The organism is Nostoc sp. 106C, from assembly GCF_002154725.1.
Classification (GTDB): Bacteria; Cyanobacteriota; Cyanobacteriia; order Cyanobacteriales; family Nostocaceae; genus Aulosira.
Window position 1 is genome coordinate 48,008 of record NZ_MTAW01000180.1, and the last position, 26,025, is coordinate 74,032.

The 26,025-nt window shown below is 41.3% G+C and carries 22 protein-coding genes; 13 read left to right on the forward strand and 9 right to left on the reverse strand.

Annotated elements, in window-relative coordinates:
- The first annotated feature begins 10 nt into the window (after positions 1-10).
- Genes minC through minE form a run of 3 tightly spaced genes read left to right on the forward strand, consistent with a single transcriptional unit; the run spans position 11 to position 2,288 of the window.
- Positions 11-1,105 (forward strand): septum site-determining protein MinC, encoded by a 1,095-nt coding sequence (gene minC, locus BV375_RS27005; RefSeq protein ID WP_086766207.1) that lies wholly within the window; start codon positions 11-13, stop codon positions 1,103-1,105.
- A 44-nt stretch (positions 1,106-1,149) separates the two neighbouring features.
- Positions 1,150-1,956: a septum site-determining protein MinD gene (minD, locus tag BV375_RS27010; protein ID WP_086688150.1), complete on the forward strand. Its 807-nt coding sequence runs from the start codon at positions 1,150-1,152 to the stop codon at positions 1,954-1,956.
- Positions 1,957-1,988: 32 nt separating this feature from the next.
- Positions 1,989-2,288: a cell division topological specificity factor MinE gene (gene minE / locus BV375_RS27015; protein ID WP_086688151.1), complete on the forward strand. Its 300-nt coding sequence runs from the start codon at positions 1,989-1,991 to the stop codon at positions 2,286-2,288.
- 225 nt (positions 2,289-2,513) lie between these two features.
- On the opposite strand, the gene BV375_RS27020 is transcribed toward minE, so the two are convergent.
- Complete coding sequence (locus BV375_RS27020; RefSeq protein WP_086766209.1) at positions 2,514-3,023, reverse strand: MAPEG family protein; 510 nt, start codon at positions 3,021-3,023, stop codon at positions 2,514-2,516.
- A gap of 216 nt (positions 3,024-3,239) precedes the next feature.
- Entirely contained in the window at positions 3,240-4,571 is a 1,332-nt protein-coding gene (locus BV375_RS27025; protein ID WP_086766211.1) for a hypothetical protein, read from the reverse strand.
- An 886-nt stretch (positions 4,572-5,457) separates the two neighbouring features.
- On the opposite strand from BV375_RS27025, the gene fmt reads away from it, so the two are divergent.
- Positions 5,458-6,462 carry a methionyl-tRNA formyltransferase gene (gene fmt, locus BV375_RS27030; protein ID WP_086766215.1) on the forward strand — a complete coding sequence of 335 codons (1,005 nt, stop codon included), beginning with the start codon at positions 5,458-5,460 and terminating at the stop codon, positions 6,460-6,462.
- Between the two features lie 50 nt (positions 6,463-6,512).
- Here fmt and BV375_RS27035 read toward each other — a convergent pair whose 3' ends face one another.
- On the reverse strand, positions 6,513-6,884 hold the full coding sequence (locus BV375_RS27035; RefSeq protein WP_086766217.1) for a DUF6464 family protein: 372 nt from the start codon (positions 6,882-6,884) through the stop codon (positions 6,513-6,515).
- A gap of 240 nt (positions 6,885-7,124) precedes the next feature.
- On the opposite strand from BV375_RS27035, the gene BV375_RS27040 reads away from it, so the two are divergent.
- The 5 genes from BV375_RS27040 (at position 7,125) to BV375_RS27060 (ending at position 11,624) form a co-directional block, all read left to right on the forward strand.
- Complete coding sequence (locus BV375_RS27040) at positions 7,125-7,625, forward strand: hypothetical protein (RefSeq protein ID WP_086766219.1); 501 nt, start codon at positions 7,125-7,127, stop codon at positions 7,623-7,625.
- Positions 7,626-7,703: 78 nt separating this feature from the next.
- Entirely contained in the window at positions 7,704-7,943 is a 240-nt protein-coding gene (locus tag BV375_RS27045) for a transmembrane domain-containing protein (RefSeq protein ID WP_086766221.1), read from the forward strand.
- 644 nt (positions 7,944-8,587) lie between these two features.
- Positions 8,588-8,833, forward strand: coding sequence for a photosystem I iron-sulfur center protein PsaC (gene psaC / locus BV375_RS27050; protein WP_012411495.1), 246 nt, complete (start codon positions 8,588-8,590; stop codon positions 8,831-8,833).
- A 229-nt stretch (positions 8,834-9,062) separates the two neighbouring features.
- Positions 9,063-10,940 (forward strand): glutamine--fructose-6-phosphate transaminase (isomerizing), encoded by a 1,878-nt coding sequence (gene glmS, locus BV375_RS27055; RefSeq protein ID WP_086766223.1) that lies wholly within the window; start codon positions 9,063-9,065, stop codon positions 10,938-10,940.
- A 108-nt stretch (positions 10,941-11,048) separates the two neighbouring features.
- Entirely contained in the window at positions 11,049-11,624 is a 576-nt protein-coding gene (locus tag BV375_RS27060; RefSeq protein WP_086766225.1) for a Uma2 family endonuclease, read from the forward strand.
- 131 nt (positions 11,625-11,755) lie between these two features.
- On the opposite strand, the gene BV375_RS27065 is transcribed toward BV375_RS27060, so the two are convergent.
- Positions 11,756-12,301, reverse strand: coding sequence for an ImmA/IrrE family metallo-endopeptidase (locus tag BV375_RS27065; protein WP_086766228.1), 546 nt, complete (start codon positions 12,299-12,301; stop codon positions 11,756-11,758).
- A gap of 18 nt (positions 12,302-12,319) precedes the next feature.
- A complete protein-coding gene (locus tag BV375_RS27070; protein WP_086766230.1) occupies positions 12,320-12,682 on the reverse strand; it encodes a helix-turn-helix transcriptional regulator in 363 nt (120 codons plus the stop codon).
- Between the two features lie 139 nt (positions 12,683-12,821).
- On the opposite strand from BV375_RS27070, the gene BV375_RS27075 reads away from it, so the two are divergent.
- Genes BV375_RS27075 through BV375_RS38370 form a run of 3 tightly spaced genes read left to right on the forward strand, consistent with a single transcriptional unit; the run spans position 12,822 to position 20,561 of the window.
- Complete coding sequence (locus tag BV375_RS27075; protein ID WP_086766232.1) at positions 12,822-13,973, forward strand: hypothetical protein; 1,152 nt, start codon at positions 12,822-12,824, stop codon at positions 13,971-13,973.
- Between the two features lie 4 nt (positions 13,974-13,977).
- Positions 13,978-17,589 (forward strand): hypothetical protein, encoded by a 3,612-nt coding sequence (locus tag BV375_RS27080; protein WP_086766234.1) that lies wholly within the window; start codon positions 13,978-13,980, stop codon positions 17,587-17,589.
- Positions 17,590-17,594: 5 nt separating this feature from the next.
- Positions 17,595-20,561, forward strand: a complete 2,967-nt coding sequence (locus tag BV375_RS38370; RefSeq protein WP_243714068.1) for an RNaseH domain-containing protein — start codon at positions 17,595-17,597, stop codon at positions 20,559-20,561.
- Positions 20,562-20,790: 229 nt separating this feature from the next.
- Here the strand turns inward: BV375_RS38370 and BV375_RS27095 are convergent, their stop codons facing one another.
- The 4 genes from BV375_RS27095 to BV375_RS27110 form a co-directional block, all read right to left on the reverse strand.
- Positions 20,791-21,186, reverse strand: coding sequence for a hypothetical protein (locus tag BV375_RS27095; RefSeq protein ID WP_086766236.1), 396 nt, complete (start codon positions 21,184-21,186; stop codon positions 20,791-20,793).
- Positions 21,187-21,219: 33 nt separating this feature from the next.
- Positions 21,220-21,918, reverse strand: a complete 699-nt coding sequence (locus BV375_RS27100; protein WP_086766238.1) for a hypothetical protein — start codon at positions 21,916-21,918, stop codon at positions 21,220-21,222.
- A gap of 267 nt (positions 21,919-22,185) precedes the next feature.
- Positions 22,186-22,965, reverse strand: a complete 780-nt coding sequence (locus BV375_RS27105) for a hypothetical protein (RefSeq protein WP_086766240.1) — start codon at positions 22,963-22,965, stop codon at positions 22,186-22,188.
- Entirely contained in the window at positions 22,962-24,143 is a 1,182-nt protein-coding gene (locus tag BV375_RS27110; RefSeq protein WP_086766242.1) for a hypothetical protein, read from the reverse strand. Before BV375_RS27110 ends, BV375_RS27105 begins: the two co-directional genes overlap by 4 nt.
- A gap of 317 nt (positions 24,144-24,460) precedes the next feature.
- Here BV375_RS27110 and BV375_RS27115 point away from each other — a divergent pair, with 317 nt between their 5' ends.
- Positions 24,461-25,618: a WYL domain-containing protein gene (locus BV375_RS27115; protein ID WP_086766244.1), complete on the forward strand. Its 1,158-nt coding sequence runs from the start codon at positions 24,461-24,463 to the stop codon at positions 25,616-25,618.
- Positions 25,619-26,025 lie beyond the last annotated feature (407 nt).

Below are 26,025 nucleotides of genomic sequence, written 5' to 3' on the forward strand. Positions count from 1 at the left end.
CTGGTGCTGCATGACTTCTGATTCTGCCGATTTAGAGTCAAATTCTGCACTTCCTGATGCAGATTCAAGATCTAACGTTTCTGATAAAGAGTCAAACTCTATTCTCCCTGAGGTAGAGCTCAATTCTGTTCTTCAGTATTTAAAGTCAAATTCTACGCCTGCTGATGCGGTATCAAAGCCAGAAAAACCTGACTCTCAGACAAATTCTGCGCCTGCTGATGCGTCATCAAATCCAGAGAACCCTGACTTACAAATAAATTCTAATTCTAAGGATGCAGCCTCCAATGCTGCCATACCCAGTTTAGACTCAATTTCTGCCCTTTCCGATCTAAATGCTCTTGATTCCCCATTACCAGAAAATAAAGTAAAAAATAATATTCAAGTCCAATGGAAAACTGAGGAGGGAAGACTTTTATTAATTTTGCCAACAGAAGCACAAGTACCAGCCACAGAATTTAGCTGGTACGAAATTTGGCAACAGATGCGCCAACGCCTACAAACCGATCGCCTCCGGATACCAAATACACCAGTATATCTGTTGGCAAAAGACCGCTTGTTAGATAGCCGACAACTGCAAGAATTAGCTGAAGTTTTAAGTGAAGTTCAACTACAGCTAAAATCTGTAGCTACTAGTCGCCGTCAAACTGCGATCGCGGCTGTCTCCTCTGGCTATTCTGTAGAACAACTACAACCAGAAACTTCTCTAAGTTCGGAAATTAAAACTACCCCCACTCCCTTAGCAGATGCTTTATATCTAGAAATGACGGTACGTTCTGGAGTAGAAATCCGTCATCCAGGAAGTGTCATCATCTTGGGAGATTTAAATCCAGGTGGTATTGTAGTTGCAGATGGAGATATTTTGGTTTGGGGTCGGTTACGCGGAGTCGCCCACGCTGGTGCTAGTGGCAATCGTGAGTGTCTAATCATGTCTTTGCAAATGGAACCAACCCAATTGCGGATTGCAGATGCTGTAGCTAGGGCACCAGAAAAATCGCCAACGCAGTTTTCCCCTGAAGTAGCGCATATGACACCGCAAGGCATTCGCATCGCTAGAGCAATTGATTTTTCCCGCAACCAATTAGGCAGGATCAATCAGGAGCCATAAATAATTACTATAATTCCTAAACCCTAATTGAGCGTGTTTCGATCATGACTCGCATTATTGTCATTACCTCCGGCAAAGGAGGGGTGGGTAAAACCACAGTTTCAGCAAATCTGGGCATGGCTATAGCCAAAATTGGGCGTCAAGTAGCCTTAGTTGATGCGGATTTTGGTCTGAGAAATTTAGATTTGCTACTAGGGCTAGAAAACCGCATCGTTTATACGGCGGTGGAGGTTCTAGCTAGAGAGTGCCGTTTAGAACAAGCTTTGGTGAAAGATAAGCGGCAAACTAATTTGGTACTTTTGCCAGCAGCCCAAAATCGCACCAAAGAATCAGTTACTCCCGACCAGATGAAGTTATTGGTGAATGCACTGGCGCAAAAGTACCAGTACGTGATCATCGATAGCCCCGCAGGTATTGAAATGGGTTTCAAAAATGCGATCGCACCCGCTAAAGAAGCCCTAATTGTGACTACGCCAGAAATTTCTGCTGTCCGTGATGCTGACCGGGTAGTTGGGTTATTAGAAGCACAAGGCATTAAGCGTATTCATCTCATAATTAACCGGATCAGACCCGCAATGGTGCGAGCCAATGATATGATGTCTGTTCAAGATGTTCAGGAACTTCTCGCCATCCCCTTGATTGGTGTGATCCCCGACGATGAGCGTGTTATTGTCTCTACCAATCGTGGCGAACCTCTAGTATTATCGGACACTCCCTCTATAGCTGCTACAGCCTTTGAGAACATTGCTCGCAGATTGGAAGGGGAATCTGTGGAATTTCTTGAACTCGACTCACCTAATGACAACATCTTCACTCGTCTGAGAAAGTTGTTGTGGACTAAGATTGGTTAACTAATTTTCCTGTCTCCGCAGACCTATTTGCAATGATTCTTGAACTTCTAGAAAGGCTTTTTGTTCGTACTCCAGATACCAGTCGCACTCATGTTAAACGTCGCCTGCAATTGGTGATTGCCCACGATCGCGCTGACATAGACCCCCAGAAGTTGGAAAAAATGCGACAAGAAATCCTAGAGATTGTCTGTCGCTACGTAGAAGTTGATACAGATCACTTGGAGTTTTCCCTAGAAAGCAACCAACGAACCACAGCTTTGATTGCCAACTTGCCCATCCGTAGAGTCAAAGAAGATACAGAGGAATTAGAAAGCAGCGAAACAACTCTGTAGTTTAGTACTAAGTATCGTTCTAGCTAATAGCGATTAGCTGAGTGCTAATGGCTATAATTTTTTTGCGCTGAGGTCAAAATTTAAAAGGCTTTTATTATAATCTTTAAAGCTATGTTGAATATTACTTTTATTATTGTTTAGGCATTATTAAATGAGTTTGCTATTCAACATTTCATTTTTAATGAAAGGCTACTTGATTTTTCATAAAATTAAGTGAAAAATCTTTTAATTTATCGACTGCAAGCCGTAATAAATACAGGCTAGACTGCCAACTAAATAGACAAACCAAGTTGAGAAAAAGCCAATTGCTCTTCCAACAGAAGGACCATAGGTGTTAATTAGACCCCAGGCATGGGCAATCCGAGCAATCGTGAGTGTACCACCAAGAAGCCACACCAACCATATTTGTGCCTGCATCAATTCCAGCGCAAGTACAAACAGCAATCCATGAGGTACATACTCAGCAAAATTGCTATGGGCACGAACCTTTCTTTGCAAGAGACTAGGATCTTTCCTCGGTTCGGGAAAGAGTTTTTGAGTCATATTCTCAACGCTACTAGCCCAAGGATTAGGATTAGCTAGGGGATCGGGCTGTTGCGCTACATCTGCTTTAGATTCGCCATGCCAAACCCTTGTTTTTAGCCTTTCATCTGCTGCAATATACGACAGAGAAAAAGCAATAAGACCATTTAGCCCAATAAATAGAGTTGATACTGGAATACTATTTTCAATCATCTTGATTTTTCAACTACATTGCTATATTTAATTGAGAATATCAAACTCAGAACTTATTTTTTAATCATACGACTAATAGACTTATTCCAAAAATCTCAATAAGTTCAAAAGTAACCATCTGTATAAACACCTCTGAAAAATGACAAATGACTATAAAAAAATTCCCGTTGTCAACTCAGCAACAACGGGATTCTATAGTTTTTTATATAAACTAAACTATCGAGAAGCGACTTGTGGGCCTGCCCAAACTTCTGTAAGTTTTTGACCAAAAGTAATTGGCTGATCTGTATCTGTATTTGTATTTACAGTCTTACCATCAATTGCCACTTTCACTAAAGGCCAGTCTTCATCACCGAGTTCGCCTGCACGGAAAAGTGCGTGATCGGGTTGACTCTTACTCCAACCTAATAACACTGCAATTTTTTCATGCTCATCTGCATCACTAACAGGAGAAACAGTGCTGGCTTGATTGTTTTGTCGATCCCAAATTACTGCACGATCTGTAGAATCGGCTGTGTTGAATATACCTTCAAACTTGCGTGCTAAAAAGCGATCGCCTTTTTCTGACCAGCTGACAGGCACTAATACCCCAATTTTACCATTGCCCTCTGTCACTTCTGGAGACTGCGCTTTTGCTTGTAATAGAGGATCGCTAAGGACAGAAGTTGAAGCAATTACTCGTAACTTCTTAGTTTGTATATCTTCAACAAACAAAACACTAGTGACACGGCTATTGTACATTTCGGGTTTTACTTCTAGTCGCACCCTACTATAAACAACATACTTTCCATCTGGAGAAACTACAGGAACACTGCGGTAGTAACGTACTCCAGAACGTCCCTGAGAACCAATCGCCTCCTGAGTAGCCGTAATCCATTTCCAAGGAATAGGATGGGGACTACCAATAGGATCTGCTGCTACTGCTTGTTCTGGTCCAGGTTGTTCAGAAACAGGTATTTCCGTGTTGGTGTTTGGTTGTGATTCTCTCAAAATGGGAGAAACTTGAGTTGCTGCCAATGATTGGGTAACAATTATTTCTTTTGGCTGAGAATTATCTGCTGTTAAAGATTGAATTTTTGAATTTCTTAATTTTTTTAATAAATTCAATTGACTAGAAGACAGCTTTGCAGATGGTGCGAGTTCCACCGCTGCAAATGGATCTTTATTAGGTACATTGCTGCTGGAAACAGAATCCTCTTTGAGAGGATTTGCTACTTCTGCCGACGGCTCAATTTTGTCTGTTGGTAAGGATTGAGATTCTCCAACAGTACCCATTCCTTGTGGCTGAGATTCAGATTCTTTTGTCAAGGTATTACTTGGTGCCGCTTGTAATATATCAGCTACATCAGGTTCGCTAACAGCAGCCATTTCTATTGACGTTGAACCAGATTTTTCACTCTCAGATGTGCTTTTTGCTACTTCTGATTGCCTAGCTGAGGTAGAGTGTCCTGATGCTGCTACTAGCGGCGCAATCAGTACAACAACAGCAGCATATTTAATAAATGGTTGTACGCGAAACCATCCTGACAGCAAAAGAGGTTTAAGCATGGGTTGACTCTCTAAGGGGGCGGTTGCTGTGTGAGGAGCAGACCTGGGCAGCAATGGGGTTGGCTATAACTATAGGTATAACAAGAAACTCAAAGCTTTAACGAGATAATTTGTTCAAAATTATCACACTTTTACAAAACTTAAGTATCATAGTTAACACCTAAAAACAGTACTATATTGATATTCGTCAGCCATCTGTTATTATAGTAATAATACAGATTAACCGAGCAATATAAATCACAAAATAGGCTGGCTCAAGACTTAATGCCCAATCGTACCTAGGGGTATCGCTAAAGGGGAATTAAGGCTACCATTCCAAGCTGTTAATAACCACAGCCAAGATTAAAATAACTGGGCTGTTAGGAGTTGTATTGAGGATAGCTAACCTGCAGGCCGCTTCCCTACTCATAACCTACCTGCGACAAGAGCGCAGAATTTAACTCAGGGTAAATTTGAGGCGTTACTTGAAAAGCTGGCAAAGCTGACGCGCAACATATTTAATTCTCAAAAACCACTACTAGTATCTACCCAAGAGCATAAATTGTCATCTGTTCTACATTAATTGTGAGAACATAGTGACATTTCGATGTAAATCCACCATCAGCTCAATTCTAGGAAACACACGAAACGATAGTCAGCAGGTAGATGCACAGAACATTGTCGCCAGACATCGCCAAAGAACTGATAACGCTAGCAGCACAAGCAGTTATTACTAGCTTACTTGCTGCTTAACTTAAACTTAATTATAAGTCTATCAAGGAACTTTTGCTTTCACCAATACCAAACCACTTTAGCACCAAAAAACTTATTTATTGGCTGATTATTTTGCAATAGTTAAAAGTCTAAATGTTGACTGTTGACTGCTAACCCTTGACTATTGACTAACATGAAAATCGTATGTTTTGGTACTCCCCAGTTTGCTGTTCCGACTCTAGAAAAATTGCTGAATCATCCAGATATAGAGGTTTTGGCAGTTGTCACTCAACCAGATAAACGCCGAGAAAGAGGGAATAAACTGACACCTTCACCAGTAAAAACCCTTGCTACTGCTGCTAACTTGCCAGTATGGCAACCCCAGCGACTGAAAAAACATACTGCAACGTTAACCAAACTCAAACAATCAGGTGCAGATGCGTTTGTTGTAGTGGCCTATGGGCAAATTTTGTCGCAACAAATTTTAGATATGCCGAAGTTGGGTTGTATTAACGTGCATGGCTCAATTCTACCGAAGTATCGGGGTGCTGCTCCGATTCAGTGGTGTTTGTATAATGGCGAAGTGGAAACGGGGATCACCACGATGTTGATGGATGCAGGGATGGATACAGGTGCAATGCTGCTCAAAGCAACTACACCTATTGAATTACTAGATAATGCTCAAACTTTAGCCGAAAAGCTAGCTACACTCGGTGCCAACTTATTGCTGGAAACCTTATTTAAACTGGAACGACAGGAAATCACAGCAATTCCTCAGGATAATTCAAAAGCGACTTATGCACCGTTAATTCAAAAGCATGATTACGGGTTAGATTGGTCCAAGAGTGCTATGCAATTACACAACCAAATTAGAAGCTTTTACCCTAACTGCACTGCCAGCTTTCGCAACCAAGCGCTAAAAATTACTGCTACCGTTCCCCTTGGTTCTGCTTACAGCTACAATCTACCACCAGAATTAGAAAAAATTATTCATAAATTGCCTGATTTGTCAACGTTATCCGGTAGTCCGGGAGAAGTAGTAAACATTACCAAGGGAATTGGAGCGATTGTCCAAACTGGCGAAGGTATGTTGTTGTTGCGAGAGGTTCAGCTAGCTGGCAAACGTCCTCAGTCGGGATGGGATTTTGTGAATGGCACCCGCTTAACTATAGGAGAAGTGTTTGCTTCTGGAAGCTAACAAAGGGGGAGATGGAGTTTTTAACTCCTCACTCCTGGTTGCAGGCTACATCACTCTCGACTGTTTACTGTTAAATTTTCGTAAAAACGGCAAGATTTACAAGGACCACTGGGATTGACTGCACAACGGACGATTTCTGAATGAGCATTGTAGCTACAAGTGGCATCGCCGATTACCCAACGTCCCTCTACCAAACTTTTCTCAGCTGGTCTTTGAGCAGACTGTACGTAAAGGGCTATATTATGCAAGCGGTAGCGCCCTGCTTTAAGTTGGTATTTATGACGGCGTTCCAAAACTGCATAGGTTTTGCCTTCAAAATCGAGGTAGTTCCCTGGTTGGGGTGTCCAATCAAGTTGCGCTCTCCCGAGGGACTGACGCGGATGCGTCAATATCACCTCGGTTGGTAAAGAGTTTGGCTCCATAAGCTTATGTGATTTGATTTACATTATAAGGATGGTATCGTAGTAACCTCTTTTAGCTTACCGAATTTAGATTATAATTAATAGTTTGCTAAATTTTTTGGGCTTATATGCAGCGATCGCCTTGTGAAAGTGCATATTGATAGACAATCGCTGTCTGTTGGAGCTATGTAAATCAAAACCTGCCAATTGTAGATCGTTGTTGAGGCTATATTAAAGCATCAATCTCAGTAACGATTGTGTATGGCATTTATACAAGAAAGTCCAAACAAACTTACCCTGACATTCCGACCTTGGTATATGTGGAGCGTAGCGGGATTATGCTGCTTGGTCTGGTCACCCTTGTTTAGCATCTTTGCATCCCAATTCACCACTACTGCATTAATGTGTCAGCGTCCAAAGCCGCAGTCAGAAACTTGTCAGTTAGTCAAGACAAACATTTTCTTGTTTAACACTAAAAATATCCCGATAAAAAAATTGCAGGGAGCGAGGATTTATAAACAGAGTATTAGTGATTCAACTGGTCAATTCCAAACACTTGTATTAATTACTAACGAAAAAGAAATAGTTTTTTCTTCTACCAAGACTTTTCGCCCTAGCATTACTAGTCATGAACTCGATAAGATTGCATATCAAATTAATCATTTTGTCAACAATCCTCAAGAGTCATCTTTAAAGATAGAGAAAGGAGATATTTTAATAATTAAAATTTTTATGGCTGTAATCACGCTGAATCTGTTGTAGTTTGCTTTTTGTAGTGATGTTGTTACTTGCGTTTTTGATAAAAGTCGCGGTTCTCTAATTAAAAAACGTCAGTGGTTTTTGATCATTACTAAAACCGTAGAGTATCAATTGCAAGATATTATTGATATTCAGGTTCAAGAAAAGCAAAGTCGCAGCTTTACAGGCTATCGCATCACCTTATTTAGAGATTCTGGCAAAGATATACATCTGACTAGTTACCAGACTAATTATTTCAAAGACAGGCAAAAAATGGATGAAACTGCTGATGCGATCGCTAAATTTTTGAGTCGGTATAGCAATTCCCGATTTGATTCATAAACTGACTCTTAGAAGTAGGAACGGGAAGCAAGGAATAAGAAAGAGCAGCGATGGAGGTGTACATAGCTTTGGAAAAATCAAATACAAGTCCTATATAAAATTCTACAGATCAATAATCTCTGAATCTGTAGAGAAATCTGCTTCTCAGAATACCTAACTGTGCAATATAATCAGCTATTTAAGCTACAAATTAACAAAGGCGATCACATTATTCAAATCTATTATAAAATGCTAATAACACTTAAAATTAGCATTGACAAAATGCTATGATTAGCATCGAATCAATCACAATATTACTTAGTCAGTTCTTCAGTTGAATTTTGTATCCAAGTTTAGGCTGCTAAGTAGCATAGGCGACTTTTTTGCCTCTCTTTTGCTGTCTAGAATAGATTGAGTAAGATTTATAAATCTTTACAATTGATGTAGCCTCGGGAGCAAGTGGGAAAATTCTCTCCTATGAGGTGATTGATTTATCGGGGAATCAGGCGAAAGGGACGAGATTACAAAGGCAAATTTTAGGGATGCTTATTACATTGTTTAAAGTTATGTAGCCTTTTGATTACGGAGCCTCAGCCACTGCGGTAAACTATGCCTTGATTATGATTCCTTCGCAGAGAAGAACACTCGAAAGGAGCCTTTTTTCAATGTCTCATACCGTAAAAATCTACGATACCTGCATTGGCTGCACTCAGTGCGTCCGCGCTTGCCCAACTGATGTATTGGAGATGGTACCTTGGGATGGCTGCAAAGCTGCTCAAATTGCCTCTTCACCCCGCACAGAAGACTGCGTAGGATGCAAACGTTGTGAAACCGCTTGTCCCACCGACTTTTTGAGCATCCGGGTTTATCTGGGTGCTGAAACAACTCGCAGTATGGGTCTAGCCTATTAGGTTATTGAGGAATTCATTTTAATTTCTCATTTAGCTCGCAATCAAGTTTCTTAATTAGCAAGCACCTTTAGTAAGGTAGGGTGGATACTTGCCACCCTACAGTATCGTTCTTTAAAAATAATCACTATCAAAAGGAGTAATATGCTCCTTTTTTCTTTGCTAAAATGTCACTTCTATGGTAACAACTAAACAGGTTGGAATCATCCTCAATAGGGAGTGGTGAACTAAAATGTGCGGAATCGTTGGCTATATCGGCACTCAAGCGGCGACAGAAATTCTACTGGCTGGGTTAGAAAAACTGGAGTATCGTGGGTACGATTCTGCGGGAATCGCTACCATCTGGGAAGGTGAGGTTCAATGCGTGCGGGCTAAGGGCAAACTGCATAACTTACGTTCTAAACTTGAACAAATAGAAAACTCAGCGCAAATTGGGATTGGTCACACTCGCTGGGCAACTCATGGTAAACCAGAAGAGTACAACGCCCATCCTCACATGGATACGGCGATGCGCATAGCGGTAGTGCAAAACGGCATTATTGAAAATTACCGTGAGTTACGAGAGGAACTAAAACACAAAGGACATCAGTTTCGGTCGGAAACAGATACAGAAGTGATTCCTCACCTGATTGCCGACATTTTGAAAACATCTCCTTCTTCTTTGTTAGATGCAGTTCGCCAAGCCGTAAACCACCTTGAAGGCGCATTTGCGATCGCAGTTATTTCTGCTGACTACCCAGATGAATTAATTGTTGTTCGCCAACAAGCACCCTTAGTAATTGGATTTGGGCAAGGAGAGTTCTTTTGCGCTTCCGATACACCTGCGATCGTTTCTTACACTCGTGCAGTGCTACCATTAGAAAATGGGGAAATTGCGCGCCTGACTCCGCTAGGCGTGGAAATTTACAACTTTGCTGGCGATAGGCTGAAAAAGCAACCCCGATTACTCAACTTGAATCCCACGATGGTAGAAAAGCAGGGATTCAAACACTTCATGCTCAAAGAAATTTACGAGCAACCAGGAGTAGTACGCGCTAGTTTAGAAGCTTACTTTAGTAATGATGGTAACTCCTGCCAGCCCAGGCAGTCACCAATTAATCTTGGGTTAGATCCAGAATTTTACGCAGACATAGAACAAATTCAAATCGTAGCTTGTGGTACTAGTTGGCACGCCGCATTAGTAGGAAAATACTTGCTTGAGCAACTAGCAGGGATTTCTACACAAGTACACTATGCTTCTGAGTATCGCTATGCGCCATCACCTTTGATACCCAACACATTAATAATAGGTGTGACACAATCCGGTGAAACAGCTGATACTTTAGCAGCTTTAGCGATGGAAAAAGAACGTCGCCAAGGCAAAGAAACTAAATATCAAGCGCGATTGTTAGGTATTACCAATCGTCCGGAAAGCAGCCTTGGTCATATGGTTCCCCATATTATTAATACCTTGGCAGGAATTGAAATTGGCGTAGCAGCAACAAAAACCTTTGTTGCTCAATTAATGGCATTTTACGCTTTAGCGTTAGATTTAGCTGCTCATCGTCGGGCAATTTCCCCAGACAGGATAGCAGAGATTATTGAAGGCTTGCGACAAGTTCCTAAAGAAATTGAAGCAACTTTAGAAACTCAAGAAAGTTTAATCGAACATTTAGCCCACGACTTTGCCGAAACCCAAGATTTTATCTTTTTGGGAAGAGGAATTAACTTCCCCATCGCTTTAGAAGGGGCATTGAAATTAAAAGAAATTAGCTATATTCATGCCGAAGGTTATCCCGCTGGAGAAATGAAACACGGCCCAATCGCACTTTTGGATGCTAAAGTACCGGTAGTTGCGATCGCAGTTCCTGGTACTGTTTACGAAAAAGTAATTTCTAACGCCCAAGAAGCCAAAGCCAGAGATTCGCGGTTAATTGGCGTGACTCCTGTTAAAGATGGCGAAGCAGCCGAAATCTTCAACGATTTGTTACCAGTACCAACTGTAGATGAGCTGCTTTCTCCCCTTGTTTGCGTAGTACCTCTGCAACTATTGGCTTATCATATCGCTGCCCGTCGTGGTTTAGATGTCGATCAGCCAAGAAACCTAGCAAAATCGGTAACGGTGGAATAGGCTATTAATAGAGGTAGTAGCGCCCAAGCTCTACTACCAGCCAATCTGTAATTCTTCATGATCTTTTGAGAATTACCTCAAAAAAATCTTGTTATTAGAAATTATGCCATGACAAAGGCAACTACAGAGCGTCTGTATTCTTTTGAAGAATATATGGCTTATGAAGATGGTACTGATAACCGTTATGAACTGGTGGATGGAAAACTGGAACTTATGAATCCACCAACTTTCAGACATTTACTGATTTCTAAATTCATTGAACTAGCATTTGACACAGAAATAAATCGCCTAAGTTTACCTTGGCTATGCTTTAGAGAGGCGGGAGTAAGAACGGGATGGAGAAAATCAAGATTACCTGATGTTTATGTCGTCACGGCTGAACAAGTAAAGGAATTCCTTGATGAGTCGGCTGTTTGTCAGACTCCACCAATATTAGTAGTCGAAGTGGTGAGTCTTGATTCAGTGAAGCGCGATTATCGCTATAAACGTTCTGAATATGCAGCGTTGGAGATTCCAGAGTATTGGATTGTAGACCCAATAGAGTCAAAAATTACAATTTTATTGTTGTCAGAAGGATTGTACGAAGAACAAGAATTTACCGGAAGTGAGCAAATAGTGTCTGCAACTTTTCCAGAAATTGTGCTGACAGTTGAACAAATTTTAACTGCGGGTAATATTGAGTAGAAAAAAGTGATACCTAAAGTGGACTTCACTTACAATGCTTGAAAATGCTGTGGTTATAAAATTTGAAATTATTGCTGAAGCAACTAAAAAAATATCTCAGATTTAAATATGTTTTAGCAAACACAAATTTTTTATGTTTTTACATTGACTCCTGTAACGTTGCTACGGAATCGCACCATTTCTTCACTGGCATTAAAATATACTGCGATTTCCGTTTGTGTCATTTGACGCTGAACAGCCCAAAGTAAACCCCGCTGAGGAATCTGAAGACAACCACCTAAATAAGTCGCTTCATCTTCATCACTTTGTCGGCGCATAGGAAGCCCAGTATTTGGATCAAAGCGGACAATTTTATGTCTTAATAACAGGTGTCCAAACTCATGCATCAGGTTCGACTCACGTCTCGCGGGTGTATGGCGTGGGTTGTTTACAATCCAGAGTGGGCTTTGATTAATAATTCCTGCTGACCATTGGTCGCTATCGAGCAATACCTCTATTACGGAAGGATCTAAGCTGGGAATCTGTTCAGGTGTCAAAATTTTGGCATCTAGTTGAACCGCTAGTATATCTGCTGGTAATGGGTCAAATGCCCGTAAATTTAATAAACTACGTTGCTCTGTGGCAATCCCTTCACACTTTTGCCTAAACGCAGTTGGTAATGTCTCTGTTAGTGCCATATTCTTGTCATCTGGCTATTAATCGTCGCTTTGTTGAGCATTATCCCGATACGCTGCTTTAACTAATTCTGCCAGCGCATTGGCTATTGCCGGATCGAGTTTTTTAGAGGCTCGCAATTGAACTTCTAATGTCTCTAATGTATTTGAGTCCGAGGGTGCTTCGGATTCTTCTGTTGTCTTAAATAGTTCAGCCGGTGAGACTTGCAGCCAGTTGCAAAGTAATAAAAATGTTTCCATATCGGGCATTTTGCCATTTTCTACCCGTGAGAGTGTTGAGGAACTAATATTACCTATTTCTTTGGCTGTGTCTCGCAGCCCTTTCTTCCCTCGCTTTGTCTTCACCCTTGCAGCTAATAAATTTGTGTCTAAGTGGTATCCCATAGGTATTTTTGTCTCACGTATGAAACAGTGTTTCTTTTTTATCCATCATAAGCTATAGTCATTATGTGCTTTTAAATTGACACTGTTTCATTAAAGACACAAAAGATCCAAAGCTTGCTTTATACAAAGGAGGTACTCCTTGGATAATAGCGAAATCATCTTATTTGATTTCTTGATTGTTGGGTTAGCAGAGTTTTTCCGCCTAGATACTCGATACAAAATCCCTAAATACCCGTACCCTGATTTTTTACAGCGTGCCTGCAACACTCTGGCATTGAAGATGACAAGTATTCCTTATCCACGTACTTTAGAAGGTCTTTTTAGTCTTTTAGAAAAACCCTTGCAAACATGGTATCCATTGGAGATACCGAAAGAGTTTGACTCAGAATATGGCTTCATATACGATAAAGCACTAAGTGAAGAAGCAAGTCAGTATTTCTACGAACAGCTAGTAAAACGAGGGCAACTGCCTGAGTTTGCTTCTGTGAAAATACAGCAAATTGCGCTGGAGAATTTCCTGTTTCAGAGGTTGCTGGAGAGACTGCAAGAAGCCAATGAAAAGGATGCTGAACGCGCTCAACAGGAATATGTTTTGCTGCGACAATTCTTAATTGAGAATCCATACACTACATTAGAGCGCCTACGCAACACGTTTTCTAAGACACGTTACATATCTATTAATGATGTGGGCGAACTGTACGAAGACTGCAAGGAAAATGAATCTTATTGGTGTTGCGATCGCTGCGGCCCTTTAATTAGAAAACATGGACATTTACGTGGCATTAAGCCCAGCGTCTGCAACGACCATCGGAAAAACTTGTCTTATGTCCGGCGTATTTATTGGAAGCAAGGTCTGCGTCGTCTCAAGTTTGGCATTCATTGGCGTGTCTGCTTGCCTGGAATTCCAGAGATAAATCTGTTCGAGGCTTTAAAAAAGCTGCATCAACAACAGCCAGAATATCTTTGTGAAGTTCAACTTTGGCCTGGTATTGACCGTTACGACTTGCAATTACGTTTTGGTGATGGTTCAGTGTGGGCTGTAGATGTCAAAGACTACCGAAATCCCTATGATTTGGCTTTGCAATTGAAGCCGATATTTGGTGAAGGCGATTTGCGCTACGACGAGAGTTTTTATGTGATTCCTACCCATCGTATACATCAACGCCAAGATTACATTGACATCCTGCGTGAAGAAGCAACAGGATTGGCAAAAAGCACCCATCTTTTCAGCGATACAGCTTTTGAAGAACGAGTCAGCATCAAGATAATGCACCTGAGTAAAGGGAAATAGCATTATGAGTCAAATGACATTATTTGAGCCACCTGTTATTTTTACAGAGCGTATCAAAGAATTGAAAGATAACTCTGAGCTAAATCGAGAGCAAGCCCAATTATTACTTGAGGTGGAACTTGGCTTTGCCTTGATGGAGTGTTTAGGAATTGATGATGAACCAGTCACAGCAGTTTGGGCAATACTCAGTGGTATGCCTTTGCGACATCCACGTTTACAAAACTTAGATGAAAGCCAGAGGCGTGCAGTTGCTAACGCTCGGCAAATTATCCCATTTTCTGCACGTTTCGCCTGGTTGAACGCATTACGTTTTTATATCCGCAATATTTCGCAAAACTGGCGTAATTATGATTTTAATATCCAGGATTTAGATTCTCAGATTATTCATGCGGCGAAAGGTCTGCGCCATCAAGTCCACCAAAATTTATATGAAAGCTGTCTGAGTGACGATTTGGAGTTTCGCCAACGCAGGGCTGAACCAGTACAGGCTGGAGTTCCCTACCAATTCCAGGCTAAGACGGAAAAAGAAACTGTCACGATGCAAGTACAGTTCACACCAGAACATTTAAGTCCTGCACGACAACAGCCTTGGTTTCCCACTCCACGCGATCGCAATCCTTTTTCAGTGCGAATTTCAGATTTAGAGTCAGATGCAGAGTTCCTCGATCGCCGCGAACAGTCACTAGCACGCCGATATGGTTGGCATGAAACACAAAAGGGACATTGGGTAAGCCGCTTTCGCAAAATCAACTTTCACAAAATTCAGGAAGACGGTACGGTAAGCGATCGCAATACAGAACCACTAGATTTGGATGGTTTTGTACATATTGCAGGACAGGTGGCTTCTGGAAAGTCTACCCTGTCAACGTTGCAGGCCGTTAATGTTGTGCGACATCATCCCGATCGCCGTATCACCTTGGTTGTCAGTGATGTACAATCAGCAATTCGGTTAGCAAATCAAATTAATTGGTGGTTCTGTGACGATCCCGAAAACGATGAGCCAGTTGCAGTACCGTTATTAGGACGCACTAAACGAGACGCGCACCTGAAAAGCTTCTATGCCTCGAAAGACTTTCAGGAACACTGGCAACGCGGACAACCACACTGGGGCGATCGCTTTTTGGGAACGGCTTGTGCTTTGCAAGGACTGCTACAAGCCAGCGACATCTTCGACCGTTTGCATGGCAAGCCACTCATACCTGGAACTGAGCCATGTCACTCTTTGAAAAAAGCACCAGAAAGCGAAAGCCAGCGTAAAAAACAAAACAATAACCCTGGCGTACCCCACTTGTGTCCGTTTTTTGCTACTTGCCCATCACAGCAAGTCTATCGTGATATGCCAAATGCCCGTGTTTGGATTACAACTCCAGGTGCAATGGCAATGGCTGGTTTACCGCGTCATCTAGAATTGCGTCCGATCAAAATAGGGGAACTCGTTTATCTACATTCCGATATTGTTGTGTTTGATGAAGTAGACACAGTGATTAAGTGGTTTGACGACGTATATGCTGAGGAAGTTTTACTGACAAATGGTGGTGTTTTTGATGATATTGGGGTACAAACTGAAGATTACATGAGATTCAACCGTGTCACCCCACCATTGATGCAGCGATGGACAACCGCAGAACGTCATGTACAAAGTGTCGTTACAGCAACTTTAACCCTATTAGATAAGCATTTAGGTCACGAGTTTTTACGTAAATGGATAGAACGTGGCTATTTTACACCTAATTCTCTCCTGTATAAATTTTCCCGTCGCCTAGCTGGACTTGAAGAGTTAGATTCTCCTGATGTCACTGAGCAAGAAATTAAGGCTAATAATCGACGTGTACAGCAGATAATGCGAAATTTTGACGCATTACTTGATGATGACCCATTGCTTGGGCAACCTCGACCAAATTCTAAAGTTCAAAGACTAGCCCTTTTGATTCAACAGATTAATAGTATTGGCGAAAGTGCCACTGATGATAGTATTTATCGTGCTTGCAAAGCGTGGATAGTTGATTTTTTCCCCAAAACAGGAAAAAGGTTAGCAAGATTGCGAGAAGAACTAGAAAAACGCCAAAACAATTCACAGCAGACAGCCAAGAAAAAACGGCGGAAGTCCTCAAAACAGGAGGAAGAATTAGATCCGGTAGACACCCTAGAAACTCTAGCTTATCGTTTACAGTTTGCCCTGACAATCACTCTTTTAGATCGGCACACACGCATTGTTTTTTATGAATGGCATCATCGACCACCCACTTTAGATGACGAGCCTCCACATCGTCGGATGCCAACAGCAATGTTAAATATTTTACCCTTACCGCCAACAGGAAGGCAGTTTGGTACTTATTATTCCCGCAAGGATGACGATCGCAACCAATCTGAGAACAGTAGCGAAAATGCTTTATCTATATTTGCCTATACCAATATTGGTCGTTACTATGTTTTGAACTTTCATCGCTTGCTGACAGACTTGGATGGTCAACGCGGCCCCAACGTCTTGGCATTATCAGGAACATCTTATCTAAGAGATTCCACTAAGTTTCATGTGGGTAATCCCCAGGGTATTTTAATGCCAGAGGCGAGTGCCACAGAAGCGATCGCCCAAAGTCGCTTCAAGTTTCTGCCTCAATCTAACCACAAAGATGAATCTATTCGTATTTCTGGGACACCTGAACGCCAGAAAATGGGAATGTTTAAAGAGATGGCACAAGCGCTAATTGGCAACAACGGCAGCGGTAATTTAGGGCAGGAGCTTGAGGAATTGAAACGGCTTGGGCAGAGCGATCCAGATTCTTGGCAGGATAGGGAACGCCTACTGTTACTCGTCAACTCCTACGAGCAGGCACGATGGGTAGCAGAGGAAATCCGTCAATCTTGGTGGGGTATGCGGGAGCAAGTCTACCATTTGCAGCGCGATCGCACAGAAAGTTTGACTGAGGATGACATCAACTATCTCTCAAGGATGGAAGTTGGTGCGCTTAACCGTGCCGATATTGAGACTTTCGCACTGACTGGCGGTAAAATCCTAGCTGCACCGATAAGTGCGATGGGACGCGGATTCAACATTTTGAATGCCAATGGTAAAGCGGCTTTTGGTGCTGTTTACTTTCTCACCCGACCCTATCCTCATCCCCATGATACTCAAGTGATCGCTCAAGAAATTAACCGTCGTGCTTTGGATTGGGTAGAAGATGCGAATTTCCTTGCTTGGGAAAAAGACGGAATTTTAGGGCGTGCGGAAGCTGTGCGCCAATTGGCTGCACGTTACTGGCGATCGGTAGAACATCGTTCTTACTACAAGACACTGTATAAAAATGAAGAATTACGCGCCTTTCCCCGCCAAGATTTAGCCGCAACTACGGCTGGCGTAATCGTTCAAGCTGTAGGTCGTCTTTTGCGTGGAGGTGTTCCTTTTCACGCTTACTTTGTTGATGCTGCTTGGGGGCCAAACTATGCCAAAGAGCAACAGCTTGATACACCACGTACCAGTCTACTAGCCGCAATCATTGATCTGCTTTCTGAATATGTTTATGAAGATGTTATCAGTAAAGCTTTATACCAATCAATAGCAGATGCTTTGGTTGATATCGATGGCTTCAACTGGGAAATAGACTCAAGAGATAGATAAAGACTATGACGAGCAGAAATAAACCAACAAATATTTTGCTACCTGCACGCATGAGTTTGGTAACAGATGCCTTTGCCAAGCTAGAGATTGCTGTGTTGTCATTTCCTTTTGTTCAGGTGGTAGCAGACTTTCGCCGTGATATGGAACGAGTACTGTCTCGTGGTAATAAAAAAATAGAGGTTCCGCCACCATATCGACAATTAAATAATGCTTTACTTGCCTGTGCATCTACACTGACATACGGCTTTGAGTATGTTGGTTATGACCAGGAAAGTAACTCTTCTTTATATCAGGCGTTAGCTGTAGGAACCCCTAAGAACCCATTGAAAACTCCTACACCCCAGCAGATACATGAATTAGTAAGAATTTGGGCACAGGAGTGGACGAAGAAATATCGTGAAAAAGGTAAATCGGATGAAGTGAATAGCGTGTGCGATCGCTTTCTTGAAAGAATGGCTATCATACCACCTGATTGGGATTGGCAACGGATTAAACCAGAAACACTTGTGCGCGATATCAACGCAGAGAGAGGATTAGGATTTCAAGCTATTCCTAGCCTTTTAGCAACTATGTTGCATGGTAAAAAGTGCATTATTAACTCTAGAAAAAGACAACAGGAAATTCAATGGCGCAAAGTACAAGGAGGCGGTTCGGGTAAGGTTGGACTGTACTTAGTTAGTAAGCCGTTTAAGGCGAATTACACAGATAATGACAAGGAAAGAGAAGGTTATTTTGCTTACCGTCTAGACTTTAATGTTGAAACCCAAGCAGCAAGATTCAATGATAATGGCAATCTAGAACCGTGGATTTTCTTACATTTGAGTTGCCAAAGATACCCTCATGAGCCGTTGTCAGATGGCAATTATGGGCGTGACATCTCTGTTTTGATGGGTATGAATAAGGCACGTTTATCTGATTATGAGGTGGATTCAACGTTAGTGCGTCTTGTTATTGAGAACAATGGCAAAGAAGAAGAAAATTTATGGAGGTTACAACTACCGGAACTACTTGCTGCATTCAAAGCACGCGCTCTAGAACAGCCAGACAATATTCTGAATAATCCCGCAGGATTTGGTAATTTAGATAACTCAAATAACTGGGGTGACAGGGACGAATATTATATAGTTCATGCTGAAGGATATAAGTACGAGCATGAGAAATCTAAACGAGGACACAGTATAAAAACTGGCTTTAGTTTTTTGGAACGGGGCGATATTATTGCACGGGTATTAGAACTACTCAACGGAGTTTTAATACCAGATAATCCAATGCAATCTGATATTCCTGCGCCATCTGGGATAACAGCACCACTAGCAATGCGGGATTATGAATTTATTTCTAAATCTCGCAAAAAACGCCAACCTTACCAGCAAATTGCTACTGATGCTATTTACCGAGCATTGCAGGGTAAAGCAATGCATATTTTTCTGATTTATCGAGAACAAGACACTTGTGAAGTAGTTTACCAGCAATTACGCGATGTATTTCTTCTGAATGAAAATGAAGATTTTCCACAAGATATAACAGTTTCAAAAATTTTGATTGATGATGCAACCCTTTTGCAGCCACTGAATACAGGTGGATTTTTGCCTAAAGATCGTCGCAAATTCGATGAGCAAATACGCAAGCAGCATCAAGCAAAGCGAGAAGCATGGCGAACTTTTCTCCAACAAAATGCTATTCCTCTGATAAATTTTGAGACTAATCCCCACTGTTTAGCAATTATTGAAATTAGACGCATCAAAACAAAGGGAGTTCTTCCCCAACAAAATATCAAAGGAGCTATTCGTGAAGCTTGTATCAGAGAGGGAATTAGCTCCCAAATGATACAGTCGATACCGTCGATACCGACAGGTAAACCAAAATCAAGTAACACAGAAGATGATGAGGATAAATCACCAGCTTACAGCAAAGCCACAAAAGGACGGGTAATGAGTGCTGTACTGGATGGAACATTACGTCAAATTGGGGCGCTATACGGACTACCTGCTCAACTCTATGAACAAGCAAATATACCGAAAGAAATTGCCCAAGAATTAGATGTAATTGCCTTTTGCCGTCGCAAAACTAACCAATATCAAGGTGATATTCATTATGTGCTTGCAGTGCGTTTACGTGCAACGGGTGCGGTAGATGTAATGCTTCCTGATGGTAATGATTGGATTCCTTACTCACAGGCGGGGATCACTGTGGGAAAGATTTTTGCTGAAGCACGCCGCGATCGCCTAGAAAATACAAAACGCATTCAAAGTAAAATCAAGTTGAGCGGTACAGAATTAGTACAGTTTGCTGCGCGGGTAGTAACTAAACATTTAGACAGGCCAAGCGTTGTTTTAATTGAAGCTGAAGGTTGGCGTAACGAACGTGGTGAAGATAATGATGGTACAGTTTGGTTTCAGTTGAAAAATGAGTACCTGCTGGCGAAACGCAACGTTCTTGACTTTCGCCATGTTTCTGGTCACATTTGCGAGTACAGCCGTGAGAATAACCAACTAGAGAACTTGCTAGCAGTAATTCGGATTCGCACTGGTAAAGAAACACCACAGTACATCACCAATCGAGAAACTTGGAACAAAGATTGTCCAGCACGAGATTTCAAACATCTGAGCGGTTTTTACGATAAGTCTGTGCCAGAATTACTGCATTACTTCTCTGTGGGAAAACTACCAAAAACACAGAAGAAGCAAGATGAAATGCCAATACCCGAACTTTACAAACTCGGTTATCAAGAGGATCAATTCGGTGCTAACTTTCCATTCAAACATCAACAGCTGGTGGAAATTGTACCGTTCTTTGTACGCCCAGATTTGCAACAAGAAGAAGCTTTAAAAGCACTATGTCGCGTTCCTCACTATTTAAGATGCTCACCTGCTTGGTCTATGGGAAATATCGTTTTGCCATACCCAATGCACTTAGGTCAGGAAGTCATAGAGGATCACCTATGCATACTTGGTGTAAATTTGCAAATTTAATCTGAGGTATCAAGATAGTAATATCCTCCCCTAATATTAGACAGCGGATTTTATCTGTTGTGAGGTACAACCGTAGAGGGCAATATGGCTGTATTACAAGAGTTATATTATTAATTCCTTTACCTGATATACTTGGAATATGCTATGTAATATTAGACATTTTATAGGTTGATAATAGCAAAATCATTGAAATAACCCCAGGATTTATTACCTAAAAATAATGACAAAACTAGTTAAGTCTGGCTTGTTTTGAAATGCGTTTATTTAGTTCAACTTCTTCCTTTATTTGTTCGGCTTCTTGTTGACATTCCTCTGCTAGTTCTTCGATATCGTCGGCTATTGAAACAATCTCTTGGGCTAACTTTTTAGTTTGTGCTGATTTTTGCTCGTATATTTCCAAAGCTTCTGTAATCTCAGAGAAAAGTTCTTGGTATTCTTCAGGTGGATTTTCTAACCACTGCTCATACTCGCTTTGGGATTTTTGAATAATAGCAAGAGTTTCCTGCCAAGAAGTTTTTAGACGCATATCTAGCGTCTGAACTTCCTTATACTTAGCCTTGAGTTGTTTGGTAGTATTTACCTTAGCTAACTCGTAGACTTTAGCCTTTAGCTCTTGAAGTTTCATATTTAGGATTGAGCATCTCAAATTTAGAACATTTTATCGCTCTAGCTGGTTTAATTTTTGATAAAGCCTTTCATTCTCCTGACGAAGACGCTGACTCTCTAAAACTAACATAGCAATTTGCTGTTTCTGCTGTTGAGTTAAAGCGATTGCTTCGTCCCTTTGCTGCTTGTATCTTTTCGTATGAGCCACTCTTCCACCTAAACTCTGATTATTCTTAGCTAACTCCTGTCTTCGCTTCTCAACAGCATGATATTTCTTTTGTAAATTCTCTAGTTCTGTACGTAATTCCGCCTCTGCTTTACTATTCTCAGCTTCAGATCGGAAGGCTTCATTTTCAGCTTCTAGGGAAGCAATTCTTGCTTCTAACCTCTTAATTTCTTTGTCCTTACCAAAGAGTTTCTCTCGTAAAGCATTAACTAGAGCAAGAAGCTTAAATTTTTGTTGATCTTGTTCATGACAAGCTACTTCCAGTTCATGTGCGCGATCGCGCAGACGACCAGCCCGATTCTGTAAAACTTTGGCTGTACACTCGTACTTAATGATAGCAATAACCCTGCTACGTTCTGGTTCGCCCAATCTTTGAACTTCAAGACTGCGCCAGAGTTCGTCGTAGTTGGTACATTCATGACGTAGCTTTTGGGTTGGGACGTGTTGAGTATCTGCAATTAACTCATAGTTTTTCAGATGGACTCGGTCATGCCAATAATCAAACAATGCTTTGCTGTCGTCCATTGTGCGATCGCTTCTGAAAGTATTTCTTCTTAAAAGATAGAGTACCTAAAAGCCCACTTAGAGCCGTATTTACTCTGAAAATAATTAAAAAATCTTCACTATGTCCTGTTATCTGCTATCTTTGCCATGATTTAGAGCAGTCGTTTGATAGATTAGGACATAGTTGAATTATACAGCCCTTATCGCAACTAGTGTTTTAGCCTGTTCCCTGTCACACACTATAACAGGGATTCCCTCAATGGGTTTCCTGCAATTTAATTGAGAATTCTATTTTTGGGGAGTGTACTTAGGTAATACTTGCTCAAGAATTCTTTTTTGACCATTGGGGGTGAGGGCGACTTCATCCTCCGCAATAGGACGAATATCCTTATTTTTAATTAGCCTAAATATAGCAACACTAACGTTTTGAGGATTCTGTCCGACAGCCTGTTCACGTAGTTCGGCACGACTCAAGCGATTATTGTCAGCATGATACAGAAGCAACAAAACTTCATCCGTTGCCGAAATATCTCTTGCTAGAACTAGAGGTTTTCCATCTAATTCATGAATTATTGAATGTTCTAATTGAACAATTTGGGCAATGGTTTCTGCAACAACTTTTCGATCCTGATTCCAAACTAGACGAAGAAACTCGGCAAATATCCATTTGCTGGCATGAAGCACCAGCATCGAATCCATATAGTTAGCGGTGTACTCGGTTGATATATGAACAGCACCGCGATCTGAACGGAAGCCATATACAACCTCAATTACTTTAGCCAGATGATAACGATCCTTTGAGCCAAGTCTATGAGGAATGCTTTGATCTAGTAAATTTTTACGAATTTCACCAGGCAACTTGCGATGATCGATCTTTCCAGCATCCATTTGCAGCAAACAACGCGAAACCGCTTCACAAAACCGCCCACCGTCTAATTCTGTTGGTTGCCAGTCGCCAGCTAGAAATCGTTGCTGCATTTCGACATAGCATTCAACCACTGCATGGGCAAAGTGAGAGTCAACAATTTTTGAAAGTTCCTGAATTAATTGCTCAGATGTCCTCCTCATGGTGACACCTCTCCAGAATTTTCAGAAGATTCATCAATAGATGCGTTGTTTTGTTTGGAGTTTATTAATCTTTCGACTTCAGCCAAGCCAGGAGGCAGTATTTGGAAACCACCTTGCACTTTAATTAAACTTCCTTGTCCTGAAGCAGCTTGTAAGCGCCGTTCTAAGTTACTCTCATCTACCTTGATACCAAGTCCAAAATATAAGAACTGCTTGAGCTTGTTGCTTGAAACCACTATCTCAGAGTCGCTTGTTGCTTTACCAATTGCCCACAGACCAAACAAGCCCTTCTCCATACCCGTACAATCTTTAATAAGTGCATGAAAATCAATATTCGACGTTAGTGGTTTCCAGTTAGCGACCCAAGACTCAACTTCCTTGGACAATTCATTATTCTTACGCTTGCCATTCTTTGTGGAATTTTCTGAATCCTCATCTGCTTTGTTATTTGACTTGGAACTGCGTGAGGCTGCACCTGATGTTAAATCCCATTTGCCTTCTATCGTTCGATCAAGCACCTCAGCGAGAACTTTTCGTGCTTGCTCTTGTCCTGACAGCCGCAACCCAACCATATCTCTCTCAACAATCAAGTCAGCACTTTTTCCAATCCATGTAGCGGTATTGTTGTCATACAATCCAACTCTTTTGAGAATGTCATTTAATTCAGTACGAGGAATTTCCTCTCGCCTATCGACATCTAATGAATACAGGAGAACCAAAAATGTTAGCCTCCGTGCAGCATCTATCTTGTTTGCAGCTTTGAGCCGCGTTTCCATTAGCTGTAGTTGTTCGCCGTTATATCGAAAAATCTGTCTTAACTGGTTAGCATCAACTCCATGAGCAGCAGGAAGTTGGGCAACTGTATTAACCGTTGCTTCATTGTTCTCGGTAGTAGCTTCGTAGTTGAATAAGGAAAGTTGTTGCGGTTCGGCATTACTTAGATCCCGAATCACAGGACGATTACTAGGCGGTTTTCCTGGTGTCATTTGTCCACCAACGATCGCTGCGATCGCCGCACCACCCCAGCTAATACCCACTTCGTTACTTAGAGAAGCCTGAATCTCTCGTGAGTAGCCTTTGTTGGTTTCAATGAATTTTAAGGTGTTCATTACACCAGATAAACCACCATTGCTTGATGCCGATCCGTTATGCCCTTGACCTATTGGGGTTCCGCACATTACACATCCTTTTGCACCAGGAAGCAGTGTTTCATTACAGTTTTTACACCGAATTTGCTGAGGACAGTTCGAGCAATAGAACCCAATGGTGGGTAAGGGATGTTGGCAGGAGGGACAAGTCTGCATATTATTTAGTCTCCAAAACTCTATCTGAACTGCATATTACACAGAGGTTCAGATAGAGCGCGACTATTTCGCAGTATTGGTGACTCTAGAGTTAAATCTTTACAAGCTATACTTAGCAAATGTTTTCACTTTTTTCTAAATTAGAGGCTAATACTTTCTTATTATTGACATTTATGAGTGAAATATAGTTTATGAAGCATTCTTATAGCAATCTTCCTGCCTTTGAGCGACTTTTACTGTTAATTGCTACGTTTGCTCGAAACCCAGGAGTTGGTTGTCACGATCCTATGCAATCTGACTATGATAATCATGATACCTTAAATATAGTACAGATGTATTTATATGAGCTAGCAAGTGAATTGAATATAGAGCTACCCCTTTATTCGCGTCATACCATTCAAAGTGATTTGAAGACTCTTCGCCGCTACGGGCTTTTAGATAAAAGAGCTTACCGATGGGGTTATTATCTTGGCACAGGAGTAATGAACCGCGAGGAATTACAAGTTGCGCTCAATGCCCTACACTCTCAGGCAAGGTATCAGGAAGACCCTCAAATTAACCAGATCTATCAAAGACTAACGCGGCGATTACAAGGTTCAAACCTGAAAGATGAGATGTTTTATCCGGTGAGAACCCAATTAGACCGAGTTATTGTCTACACCGATCCGGTGGAAATGATGGCTGAGGGCAAATATCAAAGCCGAGGCACGCTATTTGAAAAACTAGATGTACTGGAAGAGGCAATCATAAAAGGGCAAGCAGTTGAGCTTTTTCGCTATCGTAATCCTTACAATCCTAAAAGAATCGGATATGAGCAAGTTTATCCCTTACAGTTAATTTATGCTGACATTGCCTGGTATTTGTTGCACCAGGACTATAAAGACGGTCATCTGGCAGTGTCACGTATTGATCGCTTTAGCGATCACTTCAAGGTTCTAGATAGCAAAGGTCGCGGCTCAATAACCCAATGGAAAAGTTTACATATCGCTCATCGGCTCTTAAAGGCGGGTTGGGGCTTGAAGTTAGGTTCAAGAGAAGATCAGCAAAGGGAGATTTGTGGAGAACTAGAGCTTGTAAAAGTAAAAGTTCGATTTTTTCCTGAAGTCATGGAATTTATCCAGGAGGGTGTGAAGCGGCATCCTAAGCAAGAAATCAAACCAGGGCCAACGGGAAAAGATGGCAAACCTGCTTACGTAGATTATATTGTTAAATTGCCTAAACGATCGCTAGAAGAGTTTTGTCGCTGGGTGTATCGTTTTATGGACAATGCTCAATTTATCTATCCTCAATATCTAGCTGAACAACACCACAAATTGGGTTCTGCCTTACTAGCTCGGTATGTTGTGTAAAAAAATAAAAGAATGTTATGGCAAATAAAAAATCTCCACCTCATCTCGACTTTATCCAAAATTAAGAACTCGGTTTTTCTTATCCAGAAAAAACCTTGGCTTTTGGCAAATACTTTTTCCATGTGGCTGATTTCCGCTCAAGCCCAAAAATTAAAACTACTGTCCCACAATGGTTTCAGCGTCAGGTTTTAGATTTCGTAAAAAGGGATGAAATTTAGCTAATATCCTATATGTAAATAGCCAAGTATCTACAAGAATGCTTAGTTTGCTACCAAAAAAGTCAAGTTGTTATAATTACGTCAGAAATATGATTGCCTCTAGCACTTGAATAAGTCCCATATTGCTGAAATCAAATTCTAATAACCCTTCTCATCATGAATTTTTTAACTGAATTATTTCTCTACATA